The sequence below is a fragment of the Anaerobacillus arseniciselenatis genome (genome assembly GCF_001865995.1).
GTDB lineage: Bacteria > Bacillota > Bacilli > Bacillales > Anaerobacillaceae > Anaerobacillus > Anaerobacillus arseniciselenatis.
On record NZ_MLQQ01000049.1, the window covers coordinates 1 to 19,914 of the forward strand.

The following is a 19,914-nucleotide window of genomic DNA, read 5'->3' on the forward strand; positions in this document are numbered from 1 at the left end:
CGTGCCCGAAAAGAATGAAGAACAAATCAAAAGGTAACGCGAGAAAGCCTCTCGTGCCCGAAAAGAATGAAGAACAAAGCAAAAGGTAACGCGAGAAAGCCTCTCGTGCCCGAAAAGAATGAAGAACAAAGCAAAAGGTAACGCGAGAAAGTCTCGCGTGCCCGAAAAGAATGAAGAACAAAGCAAAAGGTAACGCGAGAAAGCCTCTCGTGCCCGAAAAGAATGAAGAACAAATCAAAAGGTAACGCGAGAAAGCCTCTCGTGCCCGAAAAGAATGAAGAACAAAGCAAAAGGTAACGCGAGAAAGCCTCTCGTGCCCGAAAAGAATGAAGAACAATTCAAAAGGTAACGCGAGAAAGCCTCTCGTGCCCGAAAAGAATGAAGAACAAAGCAAAAGGTAACGCGAGAAAGCCTTGCGTCTCTTATTATTTAAGTGTACGTAATCTATCTTTCGTCAATGTAATATGAGTAATTACTGTATCGAACTAGTTTAAAATTCTCTTTAAGAATTCTCCTTAACATTTTCGAAGAATCTATGATTTTACACCAATCTTTGATAGTGGAAGTAGTTATTTTTTCCTCTGGAAATAGCAATCTAAACTCCTCTATACTCCGTAAAACTGCACTATCTACATCTTCTGTAACCCCGCATAGTTCACATATTACTTTGCTTCTACTTTTCCTCCCCAAAAACGAATTACAACTCCCACACAAAATCCCTTTCTCTAACTTTTCGTAGCTGTAACTAGGTAACTGAGAGTAAGGGGATTCAATTAGATGGTTAGCTAGTAATTTTTCTGGTAATTTTGAGTGTCTATTCCTAAGTGGCAACGTGTTCGTGTTGAGTTTGCCCAAAAAGCGCTTTAATTGTGATGGAAAAATAATAGGTTCCTTCAAAGGGGCTTGATAAAGTAGGAAGTCGGGGTTTACGAATACAAGGTAAGCTTTGACTTGGAGGTTAAAACCAAACTCCTGCAGTAATTTACGAAATAATGTTTCACTTCGTTTTAATTGATGTAACGGGTTTTTGATTTCAGTTCCTGACAGTGAATACCATTGATCGCCTTTGATAACGTAATCACCATCAAAATTTTTAACTTCGAAAAGATAAAGAGTATCAGAAGAAATGAGCGATGAATCGATTTGAAACTTTGTATTTTGTACTTCAAATAACAAGTCGTTTAATATTGGAAAATTGCTAGGCAGACCTTCATCTACTAACCACTTATCGAAAATCTTCTCACCTTCATAACCTTTTTGAAGACTCCGATAGTAACTGACATCTTTTTCTACTAGCTCATCGCGTGCATTTAAAGACTTAAAAATTTTTAGTTTTAAAGGTTCTCTCCTCGTTTTAAAAAACATATCATAGACCACATCCTTTTTAAAATTTCAATTTTATTTTATGAGAATTTCCTTCTATTGACAAGATATAATAGCTTCTTCATTAAAATTTTCATATTTTTAGCACAACCAAAATATAGTGAAAACAGAAGGTATCTTCAAAAAGAGAGCAAGGTGCCATAAGCTTTTCTCCTTTAAAGTACTTTTGTAATAAAAATCTACTACGTGGTCGGTATTAACACGCAGGAATTTAGGCATCTCAAAAGATCCAAGCTATCCTACTTGCAAATAAATTAAGTTCGATAGCTAATAAGGGTGATCAATTTGCTACTTATGAATGCAAATGTAGGACAAACAGTGATAATCAAAGATTTATCAAAGGCAAACAGCCTTATAAGAAGACGATTACTAGATTTAGGAATTGTCGAAGAAGCAACGGTAATGGTCGCAAATAAAATGCCCTTTGGTGGTCCAATCTTGATCGAATATAAAAGTAATCGTATCGCCATTCGTAAGGTTGATGCACAGAAAATAGTTGTAGGATGGCACGGGTGATTCAGATTTAGATGTTTGCAAATCGAGCGCCTGATGTTTGCAAGCTGCAGGTCTTTTGTTTCACAAACTGCAGTCTGGGTATTTTCAAAACTGCAATATTCAGTGCGTCTATCCTTTGTATGGGAATAAGAGAATATTAGATTTTTTAGAACTGGAGTAAAAAATGATGAAAAAGATCGCGTTAATCGGAAATCCGAATACTGGAAAAACCTCACTTTTTAATCAACTAACATCCTCTTATGCCTATGTAGGGAACTGGAGTGGTGTTACTGTTGAGAAAAAAGTAGGGAAATTGAAGCCGCTGGTGCATCCGGGGGAATTAAGCAAATATACCGATGGGGCTAGTGGAGCAAGTGGACAGTTTCGTGATCTCGACGGTGAGCTCATCGACCTACCCGGTGTATACACATTAAACCCACTAACAAATGATGAAGCAGTCGTTTCGCAGTTTTTAATTAATGAACCTTTTACAGATGTTTTGAATATCGTTGATGCATCGCAGTTGCAACGAAACTTACATTTAACGCTTCAACTCATCGAATTAGGCAAGCCGCTTGTCATCGGTTTGAATATGGTTGATGTAGCGAAACAACATGGTATGTATATAAATTACAAACGGCTGTCACAAAAGTTAAAAATTCCGGTCATCCCGATCATCGCTCGAACTGGTAAAGGGTGCCGACAGTTAACGCAGCAAATGGCTACAACCTACACCGAAACAAAAACAGCACAATCTTTCCAAATTTATTATGGGCATATCATCGAAAAAGCGATCACCCGTATTGAAAACGAACTAACTGCGAAAACGAAGAAACGACTTCCACTCCCAGCTCGTTGGCTTGCACTCCAATTTTTTGAGGGCAATTCCCGTGTCTATGATTATTTACAATCGATCATCGCTTCTCCGTTTCTCGATCAGTTATATAAAGAGGTCCAAATTGCGATTAAAAAAACAGAGTCTCAAACGATCCACCACTATATTTACCGAAAAAGAAACCAATATATCCAATCACTATTAGTGGACGTCGAAGAAACGACAGCACCGCAAGCTACAACATTAACAGAAAAAATTGACCAAGTGGTCACCCACCGTTTTTTAGGTATTCCGATATTTTTACTGACAATGTTTTTAGTGTTTATGATTACGTTTGATTGGTTAGGGTTTCCACTTTCCGACGGATTGGACAAGTTTTTGTCGGGGCCTTTTTCGGAGTGGACAAAAATCTCCCTAACACAAATCAATGCCTCACCTTATTTTGAATCGTTAATCATCGACGGGATTATCGCTGGGGTTGGTGGTGTTCTCGTTTTTATCCCGCAAATTATCATTATGTACATATTCATTTCTTTTTTAGAAGATTCAGGGTATATGGCGCGTGTTGCTTTAGTGATGGATCGGTTTATGGAAAATGTCGGTTTGAACGGCAAAGCTTTTATACCGATGATCATCGGTTTCGGCTGTAACGTTCCAGGAGTGATGGCAGCAAGAACGATTGAACAACCGAGAGAGCGGCTTTTAACGATGATATTAATGCCGTTAATGTCATGTTCTGCCCGCTTACCAGTTTATGCCTTGTTTGCCGCTGCCTTTTTTGCAAAAAATCAAGCTCTGATCGTTCTTTCGTTATACGTTTTAGGAATTGCGTTTGCATTAATATTAGCGAAAGTGTTTACAATGACCTTTTTAAAAAATGAATCATCGATCTTTGTCATTGAACTTCCCCCATACAGATTGCCACATTGGAGTACATTAGCTAGAAGTGTTTGGGACAAAGGGAAAGTCTTTATTAAAAAAGCAGGGACGATTATTTTTGCGGGGTCTGTTTTTATTTGGCTATTAACATTTGTTGGTCCGTACGGATTTGATGTTGAAATGAACGAAAGTTATTTAGCGGTAATTGGAGGAGTGATTGCGCCTATTTTCGAGCCACTCGGGTTTGGCTCGTGGCAAGCAGGTGCTGCTATTATCACCGGTTTTCTCGCAAAAGAAGTTGTCGTTTCAACGATGAATATCGTCTACTACGCTCCTGATGTCGTGACGTTACAAGGTTTAATGACAAATCACTATACAGCATTATCTGCATATAGCTTCATGACGTTTATTTTACTGTATATTCCGTGTATGGCTACAGTCGCGACGATAAAAAAAGAAACGAATTCTACGAAATGGACCGTTGTATCGGTCGTTTATCCATTCGTTTTAGCTTACGCACTGTCATTTCTCATTTATCAAATCGGAACGTTTTTAGGGTTTTAAAAAATATTATTTATACATTTTATATTTAACACTATGAATATAATGTAAAAAACGAAACCATACTAATCCTGCTATTAAAACTTGATGAGGTGGTTTTGTGAAAAATGAGGCTCTCGATTCCTTATTAATCGGAATTGACGTAGGGTCAACGACGGTTAAAGCGACGGTCGTTAACCCAAATAATAAAGAAATATTGTGGTCAGATTATCAGCGCCATCACACGAAGCAAGCAGAGATGGTGTTGGAATTTTTAATTCGAATCGGAAATGAATTTTCTTACATAAACCGTGAAGATATTCGCGTTTTTATTACCGGTTCTGGCGGTGGACCAATTGCCGAACATATTGGCGCGAAATTTGTCCAAGAAGTAAATGCCGTAACGATGACGGTCGAAGAGTTGCACCCTGATGTCGGCAGTGTTGTTGAACTTGGCGGGCAAGATGCAAAAATTATCATTTTTAAAGAGAATGAAGAAACAGGTGATAAACAAGCGATCACATCGATGAATGATAAATGTGCCTCTGGGACTGGAGCGACGATCGATAAATGTATGATTAAAGTCGGTTTGCCAGAGCAGGAAGTCGCGAAACTGCAATTTGACGACTCGAAACTTCACCATGTCGCAGCCAAATGTGGGGTTTTTGCCGAAACGGATATTGTGAACCTAGTAAAAAGTAGTATCCCTTCTGCTGAAATTATGTGTTCATTAGCGGATGCAATTGTGATGCAAAACTTATCCGTCCTTACAAGAGGTAACACGTTGCGCCATAAAGTGCTTTTACTAGGTGGACCGAATACATATTTACCTTTCTTACAACAATGTTGGCGTAAACGGATTCCGGAAAGTTGGCAAGAAAGAGGGTACGACTATCCGAAAGATGTGCCGATCGAAGAACTCATTTTTATTCCGGAAAATGCGCAATATTATGCGGCATACGGTGCGGTCATGTATGGAATGCATGAGCCAGCCGATGTCGGTATTTATAAAGGAATTCAAGACTTAAAAACGTTTATTACGCACGGGCGTAAAGCGAAATTAGGGGAAAAGGCTGGTAAACCTTTAGTAAAAAATGAAGAAGAGCTCGAACAATTTCGCATTGACTATAGTATTCCGAAATTTACACCAGCTCCATTTAAAAAAGGTGAGACGATTAAAGCAGTGATCGGTCTTGACGGTGGGTCAACATCATCGAAAGCGGTCGTCGTTGATATGGATGGCAATATTTTATTAAAAGAATACCAGCTTTCAAAAGGAAACCCGATCCAAGATACGAGGGAACTACTCGGGAAAATTCGTGAAAAAGTGCAGGCGAGTGGAGCGCACCTTGAAGTAATGGGCTTTGGCGCAACAGGATATGCTGCCGATGTTCTTGAAAAAACGTTAAATGCCGACGTTAACATCGTTGAAACTGTTGCCCATATGATGAGTGCTGTGCACTTTTTTGGTGATGTTGATGTCATTTGTGATATTGGTGGACAAGACATTAAAGTCCTATTTTTGAAAAATGGTGATATTCGAAATTTCCGCTTATCCAATCAATGTTCCGCAGGAAACGGGATGCTTCTACAGGCGATGGCTGACCAGTTTGGCATTCCAATTCAAGAGTATGCCGATGCTGCTTTTAAAGCTGACTTATCACCGAAATTTTCGTATGGCTGTGCGGTCTTCCTTGACTCTGACCGCGTAAATTTTCAAAAAGAAGGTTATGCAAAAGAAGAACTGTTAGCGGGTCTTGCCCTTGTTTTACCGAAAAATGTTTGGCAGTACGTCGTTCAAGTGCCACGGATGGCTGAACTAGGGAGAAAATTTGTTTTACAAGGTGGAACTCAGCACAATTTAGCGGCCGTAAAAGCGCAAGTTGATTACATTAAAGAGCGGGTCCCAAATGCTGAAGTTTATGTTCATCCACATACAGGTGAGGCAGGCGCGATCGGTGCGGCGATGGAAACGATCCGCGTTGTGAAACGAAGAGGGTATTCAACGTTTCTCGGCTTAGATTCTGCGATTGGAATGAGCTTCGAATCACGTAACGATGAATCGACACGCTGTAACTTTTGCCCGAACTTATGTAGTCGGACTTTTATTGATACACAAACACCAGATGGTCAAACGGCCCGCTACATTTCTGGGTTTAGTTGTGAAAAAGGGACGGTCGAAGATAAAGAAGCACTCATTGCTTTAACGAAAGAGCGAAACCAACTGAAAAAACATTATCCGAATCTTGTTGATTACGAAGCTAAAAAAATGTTTAAGCATTTTTATGATCAACAGCCACTGCCATCAGAAACAACGGTAATAGAAGATATAAAAGTTAAACCGTCGATGTTTGGTTTAGGTACAAAAAAAGTGAGCTATGAGAGAACGTTCGAGCGTTCATCAGAAGAAGCGATCGAACACCGAAAAAAGCTAAGAATAGGCATTCCGAAAGTGTTAAATATTTGGTCAACCGCCCCATTTTGGCGGACATATTTTGAAACGCTAGGGATCCCTGAAAAACAAATTGTTTTTAGTGATAATACGAGTGAAGAGATGTGGCAAGCAGGTGGGAAATACGGCTCGATTGACCCATGTTATCCATCAAAAGTAGCGCAAGGTCATGTTCACAATTTGCTTTTTAAGCACCATAAAGAGGACAAGCCATTAGATGCGATCTTCTTCCCGTGTATCACTCATATTAATACGAGTGTAAAAAATGTCATTGACTCGGCGAGTTGTCCGATTGTTGCTGGAGCACCGAACGTCATAAAAGCAGCATTTACGAAAGAAACCGACTTTTTTGCGGAACGAAATATTCAATATTTCGACCCGGCGGTTTCCTTTACCGAGCCTAATTTAATGAAGAAACAAATGTTTGAGGCTTTTCAGTCATTTTTACAAATTACTGAAGATGAAAGTGACTTTGCGGTAGAAGAAGCATGGAAGGCGATACGTAAATTTGATGCTGAAATGGAAGAGAAAGGGAAAGAGATTTTAGAGCAAGTCGAAGCGGAGAATCGAGTCGCGATTTTAATGATTGGTCGTCCATACCATTCAGATCCTGGATTAAATCACGGGGTGTTAGATGAGTTTCAAGTGCTTGGCTATCCGATTTTATCGATGCGTTCGATCCCAAAAGATGAAGCGTGGCTAAAACGATTTTTTAAAGACGATTTAGAGAGTGGAAAGGTTGATTACTCCTTAGATGTCACTGATGTTTGGCCAGAAAACTTTAGTTCTAACAGTGTTCAAAAAGTATGGGCGGCGAAATTTGCCGCACGTCATCCGAATGTCGCTGTGTTAGACCTTTCGAGTTTTAAATGCGGTCACGATGCTCCTACTTATGGCTTAATAGACTCAATTATTTCAACGGCAGGGACACCGTATTCAGCGTTACATGATATAGACGCCAATAAACCGAGTGGTTCGATAAAAATCCGCGTAAAAACTTATGCTCATAGTTTAAGTTTGAATGAAGAACGACTTCAAGACCTAGCTCGTAAAAAGGAAGAACTAGAACAACTGATTGAGAAAAAACGGCAATCCTTAATCCGTAACGAAATGCTCGAAGATATCGAACAATTTTCTAACCAAAAGGCACAGTGGTAGTAAGCGCATTTTAATTTAGGCGGTCGTCCAATATACAAAATATAATAACGGACATTTCCAACACCGTTTAACATGTAAAAATCGGCCGAGCACCAAACCAACAAGCCAACAAACCAACTAGATAAAGGAGATCAGCGAGAATGAAAGACACTAAAAACGAGAAACGTCCTCTCGAAGTTGAAAAATTTTATGAAGCAGAACTGCAACGCTTTCAAAAAGAACAAGAAGAGGCATTAGGACTAAATGAAACGAATGAGCAATGGTTTGATCCTGTTCCGAGACAATTTTTTGCGAAAGACAAAGATTCAACCACCATTTTGTTTGGTGGATTAACGATGGCGCACGATTATTTAATCGCAGGTGGTCTAAAAGGAATTGGTTATAACGTCGCAAATCTCGAATGCCCAGATACAGATGCACTGCGCTTTGGAAAAGAGTTCGGTAACCGGGGGCAGTGTAATCCGACATATTTTACCGTCGGGAATTTAATTAAACATTTGACGTATTTACGAGATATTGAAGGAAAATCAAAAGATGAAATCGTTAAAAAATACCTTTTCGTTACAAGTGGCTCGTGTGGACCGTGTCGCTTCGGGACTTATGTGACAGAGTATCGAAAGGCGCTTAGAGATGCCGGTTTTGACGGCTTCCGAGTACTGTTATTCCAACAACAAAGTGGTTTAAAACAAGCAACTGGGGAAGATTCGGCATTAAAACTAGATAGTTCATTTTTCATTACGTTTTTAAAGGCAGTACTCATCGGGGACGTATTGAATGCCATTGGCTACAGAATTCGTCCATATGAAATCGAATCAGGAGCAACAAATGAAGCGCTCGAACGCTGTAAAAAGCTGCTTTACAATACATTTAGCGAGAGAAAATCGATCGTTAAAGCGTTGTACCAATGCCGAAAAATTTTAGAGACAGTAAAAGTTGACCGAACAGTGGTGAAGCCGAAAGTAAGTATTATCGGTGAGTTTTGGGCCATGACAACAGAAGGTGATGGAAACTATCAGCTTCAGAAGTTTTTAGAAGCTGAAGGAGCTGAAGTCGACGTACAACCACTTTCAGCGTGGATCTTATTTTTAATTTGGGAAGGACGCTATGATACAAAAAAACGATTACATTTGCGTCATGATGATGAAGGGCGCTTCGGATTAAAAGGGAAAAATGCTGTAAAGCGTCTAGCAATGTTAAAAATGGCTGATGCCACAGTTAGAGTATGGTTCCAAGCTTATGCAAATATTATCGGCTTACACGGGTATCACTTACCAGATATGGATGAAGTCGCAGAAGTGGCCAACCAACATTATAACAATCAGCTCCGAGGTGGCGAAGGCCATATGGAAGTTGGGAAACTCATTTTAAATGTTGTTAAAAAGAAAGTGAACATGACGATTTCCGTTAAGCCGTTCGGCTGTATGCCGTCTTCAGGGGTTTCCGACGGTGTGCAATCCTTAATTACTGAAAAATATCCGGAAGCCATTTTCCTTCCGATTGAAACGACAGGAGACGGAGCGATTAATGTTTACAGCCGAATTCAAATGATGCTCTTTAAAGCCAAACAAGCGGCCCAAAAAGAGTTTAACGAGGCACTTCAAGAGCAAGGATTAGATGAAAAAGCGGTAAAGTCAATGGCATTATCTAAAATATCGAAACCACTTGCGACAAGTCACCATGTCGTTGGTTGCACAGCTGCAAATACCGTTTACGGCATAAATCGCTTTTTCAAGCGTTATATGCCGAGGCGCACCAAACTTGAAGGGGCGAAATAGGGGGAAGGAAATCGAGTTTTATACAAATTGGTCATGACGGTATTTCGTCACAATTTAATATGTAAAGAACGAGTGATTTCCTTCTCTTCGCTGTAAAGCTACTGACCTCAATCACATATCATGTGAGTCTTCTTCGTCAAGTCATCGTGCGGCTTTGCGACGAGTAACCGCAGGAGCATCTTTTATCGAATTTTAGAGGCTTGCTCAGGAAATCACTCGTTTTTTTTCATACAAAACCTTCATGACGATTTACCGTCACTATCTAATATGGAAAAGACATGTGATTTCCTTCTCCTCTATTTCTCTTGTTACCACTCAAAAAAGTACTTTAGCGCTAGTGTTACGGATGTATAGGAAATGATGGCAAATGCAAATGTCGGAAAGTGAGCATCTCGCTCTTTTGGTAACTCATTTTTTAATACGTTTAAAATCATTGCCCCAGAAATAAAAGCGAAAATAAGAGACTGCATGACCGAAGATAGTTGAAGCGAAGTACCAATCCCCCATCCTACGAAAATACCAGATGCAAGTACATATCTTCCGACTTTTCGGTAACGGTCGGGATCTTTCCTCCACAGGTCATGAGCTACTGCGATAAAATGTAGGCCGATAGCTGCTCCGTAAAAAACAGCTTGAACTCCTTTAATTTCCGAAGCCATAACAGTATAAGCGATGAGCATGTTATAAAAGGCAAAAAATCCGACTTGGAGCCAAAAAAATGCATGGTACTCGGCAAACCCCTTCGCTTGTGCATAGCTTACCGAGTTTTCAATTCCATAAAATAATAATAGTCCTAAAAGTCCAATGAAATATAGCTCCGACTCCATCGTAAAGGTACTAGCATAATCTTTTAATTGATGTTGCTCTCGATGCAAAGAAGGTAATACATAAACAAAAACATAAGAAACTGCCAGCCCACCGGAAAAAGAAAGCCAACGCAAACGTTTAATACGGTCGGCGGGGATTAATTCATTTGCTAATAAATGAATGGTCACAAAAAAGATACCTATAACAAAAGCGTCGATTGACACCGTTTTTCTCTCCTAACTTAATCTCTTTCTCTATTAGTTCCCCGATAATAAAAAAATAGAAACTGTTACATTTTGGAAGTTTCACTACTAGATTACAAGGTTATAGGAAAAGTAAAGTATATGACACTACATAAATTACTTTTTCCATACAAACCTTCATGATCGTTAACTTACTATCACCATCTACAATAAAAAAATTCCGGTCGAGCTTCACTCACTTCGCTGTGACCTTCTGAAGAATCTCAGAGGCTCGCTCGCGAAGCTCGACCGTCATATTGCTTTTTCCGTACCAAACATTCATGACGATTAATCTTCACCCTAAGATGAAAAAATCAGGCGAGAAGTCTAACCAACAAACAAACCACTCACAAGAAAGGAGTTTTGAATCATGAAAAAAGAAGGATTTAATTTTGTATTTTGGATTTCGACAGTAGTTATTACTGTTTTTCTTTTATTTGGTGCACTAGTTCCAGAAACGCTCTCACATTATGCAGAAAAGGCATTTGAGTGGATGACTACATATTTTAGTAGCTTTTATTTAATTGTTGCCGTATTTTTTATAGGGTTTTGTTTGTTCTTAGCGTTTAGTCGATACGGTGCAATTAAGCTTGGTCAGGATAGTGATGAACCAGAGTATACGTATTACAATTGGATCGGTATGTTATTTTCGGCTGGTTTTGGAGTTGCTTTAGTTTTTTGGGGAGTTTCGGAGCCTGTAAAACATTATATCTCGCCACCGCCAGGTTACGAAGGGGAAACTGAAGAAGCCATCGGTGCGGCTATTCAATATTCAATGTTTCACTGGGGAATTCATCAGTGGGCGATTTTTGCAGTGATTGGACTTTGTATCGCCTATTTTCAGTTTCGAAAACAAAAGCAGGGACTGATTAGTACAGCGGTTGAACCGTTAATGAAAAATAAATTCGGTAATGTAAAAGGTTGGCGTTCTACGATTGATATATTAGCTGTGTTAGCAACCGCGACAGGTGTTGCGACTTCCTTAGGGTTAGGTGTTATGCAAGTGAACGGTGGTTTACATTATACATTTGGAATTGGTGATCATATCGGAACACAACTAGTTATCATTGTGGTTCTTATGTGTACATACCTATTCTCTTCCATTACAGGTTTAAATAAAGGAATTCGAATTTTAAGTTTAGTAAATTTAACAATTGCTTTTTTCTTAATGGCATTTACATTTTTAGTTGGTCCAACACTTTATATTTTTAATACGTTCGTTTCTGGTCTTGGTGGTTACGTGGAAAATTTCACAAAAATGAGTTTTAACATTAACCCCCACCAAGAACAAGCGTGGTTAAATGATTGGACGGTCTTCTATTGGGCGTGGGCAATGGCTTGGTCTCCTTTCGTCGGTACGTTTATTGCCCGTGTATCAAAAGGAAGAACGATTCGTGAATTCGTCACTGGGGTTATGTTTGTCCCACCGTTAGTGGCGATTGCTTGGATGGCAGTATTTGGTGGTGGCGCACTATTTTTTGAAACCGTGAAGGGGTATGAAATTGTAAGTGCGGTTCAAGACGATGTTACGAATGGGTTATTTGTGACATTAAATCAGTTCCCTTTTGGAATGCTTCTTTCAATTGTTGCGATTAGTTTAATTTTTACGTTCTTAATTACTTCGGCTGATTCAGCAACGTTTGTTCTTGGGATGATGACTTCTAAAGATCAACTTAACCCTGGCTTAGGAACGAAAATAATTTGGGGTATATTTATGTCGGCGATAGCAGCGATTTTACTATTGGCAAGTGGTTTGACCGGCTTACAGACAGCCTCTCTTGTCACAGCTTTACCGTTTTCAATCATTATGATCTTAATGTGTTTTTCGTTATTTAAAGAATTGAAGGAAGAAGCGAAGTAGGTTATTCAGCAGAACTTACACAGTTAGCTTATCGTCTAGCCGACTCAACGACGAACGTTAATTCACTTTTAACGCCATATTTTGCAATTGTTATTGCTTTTGCTCAAAAGTATGACAAGAAGATTGGAATTAGTACCTTAATTTCAACGATGATTCCTTATTCGATCGCATTTTCAATTGTATGGGTGATCATGCTAATCGCTTGGATGATGTTTGGAATTGATTTAGGTCCAGGATCACCAATTCATTATATGAAATAATCAATTTGACTTTCTATAAAGTGATGGCTCACTTACGGTAGACAAAAGAATAAGAGATAAATGGAGATGTTCCAAAATAAGTGTCAGACACCATCTCCATTTTTTTTACTTTAAAATTAATATCTAGAACGCTTTAGCGAATAATAAAGTTAGCAGCAAAATATACAGAATAATTTTGAGGGGATGGTATTTTTGACTGAGAACAAAAAGAAAGGCTTTATTGGCCGATCATTAGATACGATTGAACGCGTTGGTAATAAGTTGCCTCATCCGGTTACTTTATTCGCGCTATTTGCAGTTTTAGTCATTATTTTCTCATGGTTCTTCTCTACTTTAGGAGTAACAGTAGAGCACCCAACGCAAGAGGGCGAAATTTTAGTTGTAACAAATTTATTAAGCGCTGAAGGAATTAATTACATATTTACAAGTATGGTTGGAAACTTCACAGGATTTGCTCCGTTAGGAACAGTCCTTGTCACTATGCTTGGTATTGGGATTGCTGAGAGATCAGGGCTAATTAGTGGAGCACTTAGAGCGTTAGTCATGTCAGTACCTAATCAGTTAATTACAGCAGCATTAGTGTTTGGTGGAATTATGTCAAGCATGGCTGCAGATGCTGGTTACGTTGTACTAACCCCGTTGGGAGCGGTACTATTTGCCGGATTAGGAAGACATCCGTTAGCAGGTTTAGCGGCAGCTTTTGCCGGGGTATCAGCGGGTTTTAGTGCCAACCTTTTATTAACTTCATTAGATCCTTTACTAGGGTCATTAACTCAACATGCAGCTGAAATGTATGATCCAGTTTACGCCGAGACGATTAACTATGCAATGAACTATTATTTTATGATTGTCTCAGTGTTTATTTTAACGATTGTCGGGACATTTGTGACTGACAAAATAGTTGAGCCTCGCCTCGGTAATTACGAAGGTGGTATTACTGAAAAAGTTGAAGGTTTGACTAGCTTAGAAAAGAAAGGTTTGAAAGGCGCTTTAGTAGCGTTTATTATCACTATTGCAGCGTTAGCGTTACTAATCGTGCCTACGTGGGGACCTTTAAGGGGACCTGAAGGAGAAATTATTAATTCTCCATTTTTTGCATCTTTAGTTCCAGTCATTTTAATCATGTTCTTCGTACCAGGTTTTGTATATGGAAGAATAACAAAATCTATTAAAGGTGACAAAGATGTCGCTGAACAATTATCTGATACGATGGCAACGATGGGCGCCTATATCGTATTAGCCTTTGCTGCCGGTCAATTTGTGGCTTATTTTAACGAAACAAATCTAGGTATGATTATGGCAGTGCAAGGAGCAGAGTTTCTAGAGACAACTGGATTTACAGGAATTCCATTAATATTAACATTTATAGTTGTGGCAGGTTTCATTAACTTATTTATCGGAAGTGCCTCAGCGAAGTGGGCGATTATGGCACCGGTGTTTGTCCCGATGATGATGGGGTTAGGTTACTCTCCCGAACTTACTCAGCTCGCGTACCGCATTGCTGATTCGACAACCAACGTCATTTCGCCACTCATGCCATACTTCGCGATTGTCATTGCTTTTGCACAAAAGTATGATAAGAAAATTGGTATCGGTACACTCATTTCTACGATGCTTCCGTACTCGATTGCCTTTTCAATTGTATGGGTGATTATGTTAATTGTTTGGTTGACTCTTGGAATTGATTTAGGTCCAGGATCGCCGATTCTTTATACGAGATAGTTAATGGTAGAAAAAGTATCAAAGCAGCTAATGAACTACTGAATAAACATAGGGAGTATTCACCAAATATAAAAAGATTGGAGGAATTTAAAGTTGGATCATAAACAATTAGAACAGTTAGGTAATGAGTTAAGAGGTGTTGGACATAAAAGACGGGAATTAGTTGAGCAAATTTATCAAGAAGTAAAGGAAGGCGATGGAAAGTCTTCAAAAGAATTGTACGAGGAGTTAAGCACTATTTCTGATCAGGCGATTGCCATCATGGAACGTCAAAAACAAATGTTTGATGAAGAAGTAAGTAAAATGTAGAATATCATCTTAAAAGGCTACCTGATGCTATTGGTATGAGGTAGTCTTTTTTTTGATCGCTTTAGAAAAACAATTTTTTTATGCTCGGTGGTGCAAGAAAACATAGCAGAATCGCAAGAAAAGATATAAGTAACGCAAGAAAAAACAGATAATCGCAAATAAAACTCAAAAAACTTCAGAATAAAGCTGGATGAAATGATCGGTGTAAGAAAACGCAGGAAAATCGCAAGAAAAGGAGTGCGTAACGCAAGAAAAAGAGGATTATCGCAAATAAACACGATAAACTTCAAAAAAGCGTTTCGTTTGCTAGAAGATTTGCTGACTGCAATTTCACAGCAACCTTAATTCAACAAATTTAAACAAGCACAATCCTTCATGAAATCCTTATTTTAATCATAAATTGAGATAAGGACATCTGAGGAGGGATTCGAAAATGGATAAGGATATGGATCGTCAGTTAGTGAGAGCCATTGATGAGATTACAGAAATCGCCGACGGTTTTGGACTAGATTTTTACCCGATGCGATATGAAATTTGCCCTGCAGATATTATTTATACATTCGGGGCATATGGTATGCCGACTCGTTTTTCACATTGGTCATTTGGAAAACAATTTCATAAAATGAAACTTCACTACGACCTTGGGCTAAGTAAAATATATGAACTCGTCATTAATTCAAACCCATGTTATGCCTTTTTACTCGATACGAATTCTTTAATTCAAAATAAACTCATTATTGCCCACGTCTTAGCTCACTGCGATTTCTTTAAAAATAACGTAAGGTTCTCAAATACACGTAGAGATATGGTTGAAAGTATGACGGCAACCGCTGAGCGTATTGCCCATTACGAAATGGTTCACGGAAAAGAAGAAGTCGAGCGTTTTCTAGACGCAATTCTATCAATCCAAGAGCATATTGATCCTAGTCTTGTAAGACCGAAGCTGGCATGGACTTTAGATGATTTAGAGGAAGAAGAGGAACAGAAAAAGCAAACGGATTACGATGATTTATGGAACCTTGGCAAAAAAGAAGAACCAAAGCTGAGAAAAAAGAAAAAGCACTTTCCACCACAACCAGAGAAAGATATTCTGTTATTTATTGAGGAATACAGCCGTGAGTTAGAACCGTGGCAGCGTGATGTTCTAACAATGATGCGCGAAGAAATGCTTTATTTCTGGCCACAACTAGAAACGAAGATCATGAACGAAGGCTGGGCTTCGTATTGTAAAGATGTTAAAAAGTTTTATTAACTTTAAAAACGGACCAATTCAAGTCCGCTTTTAACAAAGTTAGAAAATCTTTTTGAAACTCTAAAGAATATTTTGCTCTAACGTATAAGGTAAACCTATTGTAGTCTCAAGGTTTTTACAATTTTTAAAAATTGTAAATTTATTTCCCTGAATTTCAGTCAGTTCAGATGAGTCAAAATTCGTGTTTTCTATATGTGTTTCAAAAATCTTTGAATTAGCTAATATCGACTGTAAAAACGAGCAATTTTTGATGTTTGCCTTCGAAAAGTCAGAGGCTTCTAAATTACACCTATTAAAAGTCACATTAGTTAAGCTTGCATTTTTAAAAATATTATCGGTAAGTTCGCAGTTGATAAATTTTACGTTATTTAATGTTGCCCCATGAAAGTGTACACCAAGTAATGACCGATTTTTAAATGTAATGTTTTCTAAGTATGAGTAACTTAAGTCAGTTCCTCGAATATCTTCTAATTTTGACAGCTTCTCAGAAATATTAACCCCTGTTTTAGACAAAATACTAACTAAGTTATTTAGAGTATTATTTGTTAGTTTTACTACATCTACATTCTCATATAGATCACTTATATTTTTTTTAGGTATTTTTTCAACTTGAATCAAATCTTTTATGAAGAAACCTACCTCCATAGATATAAGATTGTTTCCTAATAAGTAATTTAATGCCTTAATATCATAATTTTTAACTTTATTTAATTTTTCAATGATATAAAACGCTGCAAAATACTCCATAAAAGATTTATGAATGAACTTATACTCTCCCTCATCATCATTATTTAAGAAGGAGCAAGTTTTAATATCATGAGAAAAATGATCCAAATCATCAGTAGAACTTATATTAAAGTAGTTCTTTATTTCATGTGGTAAATCTTTATAATGAATTTTTGTTAAATTATTATTATACATTTTCCATGCTAACTCTTGTGAGAAAAGCATTTTTTGTTCAGACTTTATTAGTGTTTTTCCTTTTTGATCTTCTCTTCTAACCCAAAAATTCGTGTATTTTTCATATAGACTAGCTGCATTTATTTTAGTTTTTGGTTGCTCAAGTAATAATTTCGGAACGGTTTCAACAATTACATTTAGTAGGACTGGTCTTTTAACTAAATCCGATAAATCATGTATTTCTTCAATAGTTTTAATAAAATCTGAAACTTCAAAACCTTGAGCAGTTAGTTTATCCGAATAGCTATAAATGTAATTTTCTATTTGCTCTTGATTAAGTTCTCCAATCCTTATTTCGCTAAAATCAACTGTTTTAACATTTGGTTCAAAATGTAAAGGTGAGCTTTTAAAAATTGATTGATATTCATCCTTATGATTAAAAAAATTAGGACGGCATGTTACTACAACTTTTGAAGTTTCGGAGGCAAATCTACATATTTCGGTAAATACCCTATATTTTGTAGAATAATCAACACGTCTAGCTATTTCATCAAACCCATCAAAAATCAGGACTAAATAACCGAACTCCAACAATTGTAGAAATGTATTGAAGTTACCATTTGGTATTTTACACTTATTGACAAGGAAATTTGTTATTAATTGTTCCATATCAAATGCCTTGGTATAGTCTTTTAATTGAATAAGAATTGGTAAAGGAGCATCCTCTCCATTCAATACTTTTTTAGCTAAATCGGCACAATACTTATTACAAAAAGAAGTTTTACCAGTACCGTAATCACCAAGGACTACAATTGCTTCATTATCCATATCATTTAAAAAGTCATTAACTTCACTTGATAGAGAATAATCATCAGCTGTTCGTATATCTATATAGTGGTTTTTTATATGACTTCGTTCATACTCATGGACAAGTTGTTTTAAATATGGTTCAAAGTTCAAAATATTTTTTATTATTTGGTATTCTGTGTAAAGTTCAACATCTAACATCTTTGCTACTTCAATAGCTTCTGGTGCAAATTTTGCATTTGTGACAAGAAATGCTTTTTCTGCCCTCCCATAATCTCTACTTTTATTAAATACCTCCCACGACCCAAGTAATTTTCTAACATCTTGCCCATCAACAGTGTCATTTTCATCAAATTTCCATTTACATTCAACTAAAATTCCCACTTTAGCTATTCCATATTGTAACTGTGCAAAGAAATCATGTTGAGTGCTTGTAACCTTTATGTTATGTGTAACCTGGTAACCTTGAATGCTGAATAAGCGAGCTACCTGATGTTCGAAACTATTTCCTGCACAATTTCTGCAATATGGATTCTTTTCTGAAGCAACGGTGTTATTTTTACAAATCCCTTCTTTTTTTCCATAACCTTTACAGATTTTAACGTTTTTCTTCTTTTCACTTTTATTGAGAGTAGTTACTGACATTAATATCTCCTTTGAATTTATTGTTGTATTAAATATAACAAATAATTGGAATAATTTAGACGTTTTTTTACAAAAAATTTATTAATATATACAGGAAAAACAGTGCAATGTCGAGAATTGTATATTTATGTAAAAGTTTAGGAGGGTAAGAGTATTGACATTTTTAGAGTTTGCTGAAGATGTATTATCAAAAAATCCTGTCATTGTTGTAGGTAGTGGTACTTCGTGTGGAGCGGGTATTTCAGGTATGGGAGCATTAGGGGAATATTTAGTCAAAAATATAATACTAGATGACTTTGATGAAGATGATTTAGAAAAGTTGGAACAATTTAAAGAAAAAATTGCAGATCAAATGGGACTTGAAGAAGTTTTACAAAGTTTAGGAAATATATCTGATCGATTCACCAATTCTATTGTGCAAGCTACATGTTGTATTATTTCTGATTAAATGGAACCTTTATTAAAAATTGTTAACGGGGAGGATATTACTGGCTTTACAAGGATGTTTAGGAGATTTAGAAGTTCAAATAATGATTGTATTAATATTATTACAACTAATTATGACCACTTAATTGAAGTTTCTGCTGCAATAGAAGGGTGGGAAGTTTGGGATGGTTTCGGAAATGGTATTTTATCTAAGCCTATGAATTCTATGCTATTAAAAAGTAGAATGAAGAGGATAGTAAGACAGGGAAGCAAGCCATTATATGAAAATACAAAACACGTTAAGATATATAAACCACATGGTTCACTTTCCTGGTTTAGATTGTCAGATAATTCATTTGTCAAAATGCCCTCCATATCTCCGTATTTCATAACAAACATGAAAGTTTTAGGTATTGGCCCAGTTATAGTTACACCAGGTATTGGAAAGTATCTTGAAACCCATTATGAACCCTATAACAATGTAATGGCAGAAATGAAAAATAGTATTCAGGATGCAAGGGCAATGATATTTTTAGGTTTTGGTTTTAATGATATACATATACAAGCAAGTTTTCAATCTGTTTTACGAAATGAGAACATTCCAAAATTAATTGCCACACGTAGTTTAACTGACAAGTTTTTCAAATTGATTGAACAAAAGGAAATAAAAAATTACTATGCAATAGAAAAATATGGAGAAGTATCAAGAATTTATTCAGATCAACAAGACGGAATTGTAATTCTTGCCGATGAAGAGGGATGGAGTTTTAAAGGTTTACTTAAAAATACTTGGGGGGATGAGTAAAATTATGTCATCTGAAATATTATTCACGATAAATGAAGAGGAAAGTATTGGACTAGTTACTAAAGTTGACAGTTATAGTGTATCTGTTTCAGTTTTAGATGAGGCAATGTTGGAACATATAAACGTTAATGGATTTACAATATTATACACATCTAATCCTAATATTAGATTAATTGGACGAATTGATAGAGTGTTGCAATCTGGTACAGATTATTTTTACTCGGAAGATGGTCAAGAAGAAATTATTAATAATACAGAGGTGTATATTAATGTATTGGGTACTTTAAAGGGGGGGGTGCTGGTAGGAGAAGATCAACATTTAACAGAGCTGTTGAGTCATTACCTCAAATAGGAGCAAAAT

General features: G+C 37.2%; 13 protein-coding genes and 2 pseudogenes. 12 read left to right on the forward strand and 3 right to left on the reverse strand.

What is annotated here, in order from left to right; translation table 11 throughout:
• Positions 1-444: 444 nt before the first annotated feature.
• Complete coding sequence (locus BKP35_RS17310; RefSeq protein WP_071314641.1) at positions 445-1,365, reverse strand: nuclease-related domain-containing protein; 921 nt, start codon at positions 1,363-1,365, stop codon at positions 445-447.
• Positions 1,366-1,677: 312 nt separating this feature from the next.
• Between BKP35_RS17310 and BKP35_RS17315 the strand changes: the two genes are divergently transcribed.
• The 4 genes from BKP35_RS17315 to BKP35_RS17330 all read left to right on the forward strand — a co-directional run bounded on the left by BKP35_RS17315 (position 1,678) and on the right by BKP35_RS17330 (position 9,517).
• The gene (locus BKP35_RS17315) at positions 1,678-1,899 is read left to right on the forward strand and encodes a FeoA family protein (protein WP_071314658.1); all 222 of its coding nucleotides are present in this window, start codon (positions 1,678-1,680) and stop codon (positions 1,897-1,899) included.
• Between the two features lie 166 nt (positions 1,900-2,065).
• On the forward strand, positions 2,066-4,156 hold the full coding sequence (feoB, locus tag BKP35_RS17320) for a ferrous iron transport protein B (protein WP_211274639.1): 2,091 nt from the start codon (positions 2,066-2,068) through the stop codon (positions 4,154-4,156).
• 97 nt (positions 4,157-4,253) lie between these two features.
• Positions 4,254-7,742 (forward strand): BadF/BadG/BcrA/BcrD ATPase family protein, encoded by a 3,489-nt coding sequence (locus BKP35_RS17325; RefSeq protein ID WP_071314643.1) that lies wholly within the window; start codon positions 4,254-4,256, stop codon positions 7,740-7,742.
• Positions 7,743-7,882: 140 nt separating this feature from the next.
• Positions 7,883-9,517 (forward strand): 2-hydroxyglutaryl-CoA dehydratase, encoded by a 1,635-nt coding sequence (locus BKP35_RS17330; protein WP_071314644.1) that lies wholly within the window; start codon positions 7,883-7,885, stop codon positions 9,515-9,517.
• Between the two features lie 308 nt (positions 9,518-9,825).
• On the opposite strand, the gene BKP35_RS17335 is transcribed toward BKP35_RS17330, so the two are convergent.
• Positions 9,826-10,548, reverse strand: coding sequence for a hypothetical protein (locus BKP35_RS17335; protein WP_071314645.1), 723 nt, complete (start codon positions 10,546-10,548; stop codon positions 9,826-9,828).
• A gap of 388 nt (positions 10,549-10,936) precedes the next feature.
• Here BKP35_RS17335 and BKP35_RS17340 point away from each other — a divergent pair, with 388 nt between their 5' ends.
• The 5 genes and pseudogenes from BKP35_RS17340 to BKP35_RS17355 form a co-directional block, all read left to right on the forward strand.
• The gene (locus BKP35_RS17340) at positions 10,937-12,427 is read left to right on the forward strand and encodes a BCCT family transporter (protein ID WP_071314646.1); all 1,491 of its coding nucleotides are present in this window, start codon (positions 10,937-10,939) and stop codon (positions 12,425-12,427) included.
• Positions 12,424-12,687, forward strand: a pseudogene (locus BKP35_RS19070) (AbgT family transporter); the annotation flags it as partial. The gene BKP35_RS17340 and the pseudogene BKP35_RS19070, both read left to right, overlap by 4 nt.
• Positions 12,688-12,879: 192 nt before the next feature.
• Positions 12,880-14,409 carry an AbgT family transporter gene (locus tag BKP35_RS17345; RefSeq protein ID WP_245741998.1) on the forward strand — a complete coding sequence of 510 codons (1,530 nt, stop codon included), beginning with the start codon at positions 12,880-12,882 and terminating at the stop codon, positions 14,407-14,409.
• Positions 14,410-14,502: 93 nt separating this feature from the next.
• Positions 14,503-14,718, forward strand: coding sequence for a hypothetical protein (locus BKP35_RS17350; RefSeq protein ID WP_071314648.1), 216 nt, complete (start codon positions 14,503-14,505; stop codon positions 14,716-14,718).
• A gap of 433 nt (positions 14,719-15,151) precedes the next feature.
• Positions 15,152-15,943, forward strand: a pseudogene (locus tag BKP35_RS17355) (SpoVR family protein); the annotation flags it as partial.
• A gap of 87 nt (positions 15,944-16,030) precedes the next feature.
• Here BKP35_RS17355 and BKP35_RS17360 read toward each other — a convergent pair.
• A complete protein-coding gene (locus tag BKP35_RS17360; protein ID WP_071314649.1) occupies positions 16,031-18,322 on the reverse strand; it encodes a restriction endonuclease in 2,292 nt (763 codons plus the stop codon).
• A 154-nt stretch (positions 18,323-18,476) separates the two neighbouring features.
• Here BKP35_RS17360 and BKP35_RS17365 point away from each other — a divergent pair, with 154 nt between their 5' ends.
• The 3 genes from BKP35_RS17365 to BKP35_RS20020 are packed head-to-tail and all read left to right on the forward strand — an operon-like array spanning position 18,477 to position 19,905.
• Complete coding sequence (locus BKP35_RS17365; protein WP_071314650.1) at positions 18,477-18,770, forward strand: hypothetical protein; 294 nt, start codon at positions 18,477-18,479, stop codon at positions 18,768-18,770.
• Positions 18,771-19,553: an SIR2 family protein gene (locus BKP35_RS17370; protein ID WP_084031729.1), complete on the forward strand. Its 783-nt coding sequence runs from the start codon at positions 18,771-18,773 to the stop codon at positions 19,551-19,553. It abuts the gene before it with no gap.
• Entirely contained in the window at positions 19,546-19,905 is a 360-nt protein-coding gene (locus tag BKP35_RS20020) for a hypothetical protein (protein ID WP_245741999.1), read from the forward strand. The genes BKP35_RS17370 and BKP35_RS20020 overlap by 8 nt, the downstream gene beginning before the upstream one ends.
• Positions 19,906-19,914: the final 9 nt, after the last annotated feature.

Coding starts and splice junctions, on each gene's coding strand:
- BKP35_RS17310 (WP_071314641.1), bottom strand. CDS start 1,365: ATGTTTTTTAAAACGAGGAGAGAACCTTTAAAACTAAAAATTTTTAAG.
- BKP35_RS17315 (WP_071314658.1), top strand. CDS start 1,678: ATGAATGCAAATGTAGGACAAACAGTGATAATCAAAGATTTATCAAAG.
- feoB (WP_211274639.1), top strand. CDS start 2,066: ATGAAAAAGATCGCGTTAATCGGAAATCCGAATACTGGAAAAACCTCA.
- BKP35_RS17330 (WP_071314644.1), top strand. CDS start 7,883: ATGAAAGACACTAAAAACGAGAAACGTCCTCTCGAAGTTGAAAAATTT.
- BKP35_RS17340 (WP_071314646.1), top strand. CDS start 10,937: ATGAAAAAAGAAGGATTTAATTTTGTATTTTGGATTTCGACAGTAGTT.
- BKP35_RS17360 (WP_071314649.1), bottom strand. CDS start 18,322: ATGTCAGTAACTACTCTCAATAAAAGTGAAAAGAAGAAAAACGTTAAA.
- BKP35_RS17370 (WP_084031729.1), top strand. CDS start 18,771: ATGGAACCTTTATTAAAAATTGTTAACGGGGAGGATATTACTGGCTTT.
- BKP35_RS20020 (WP_245741999.1), top strand. CDS start 19,546: ATGAGTAAAATTATGTCATCTGAAATATTATTCACGATAAATGAAGAG.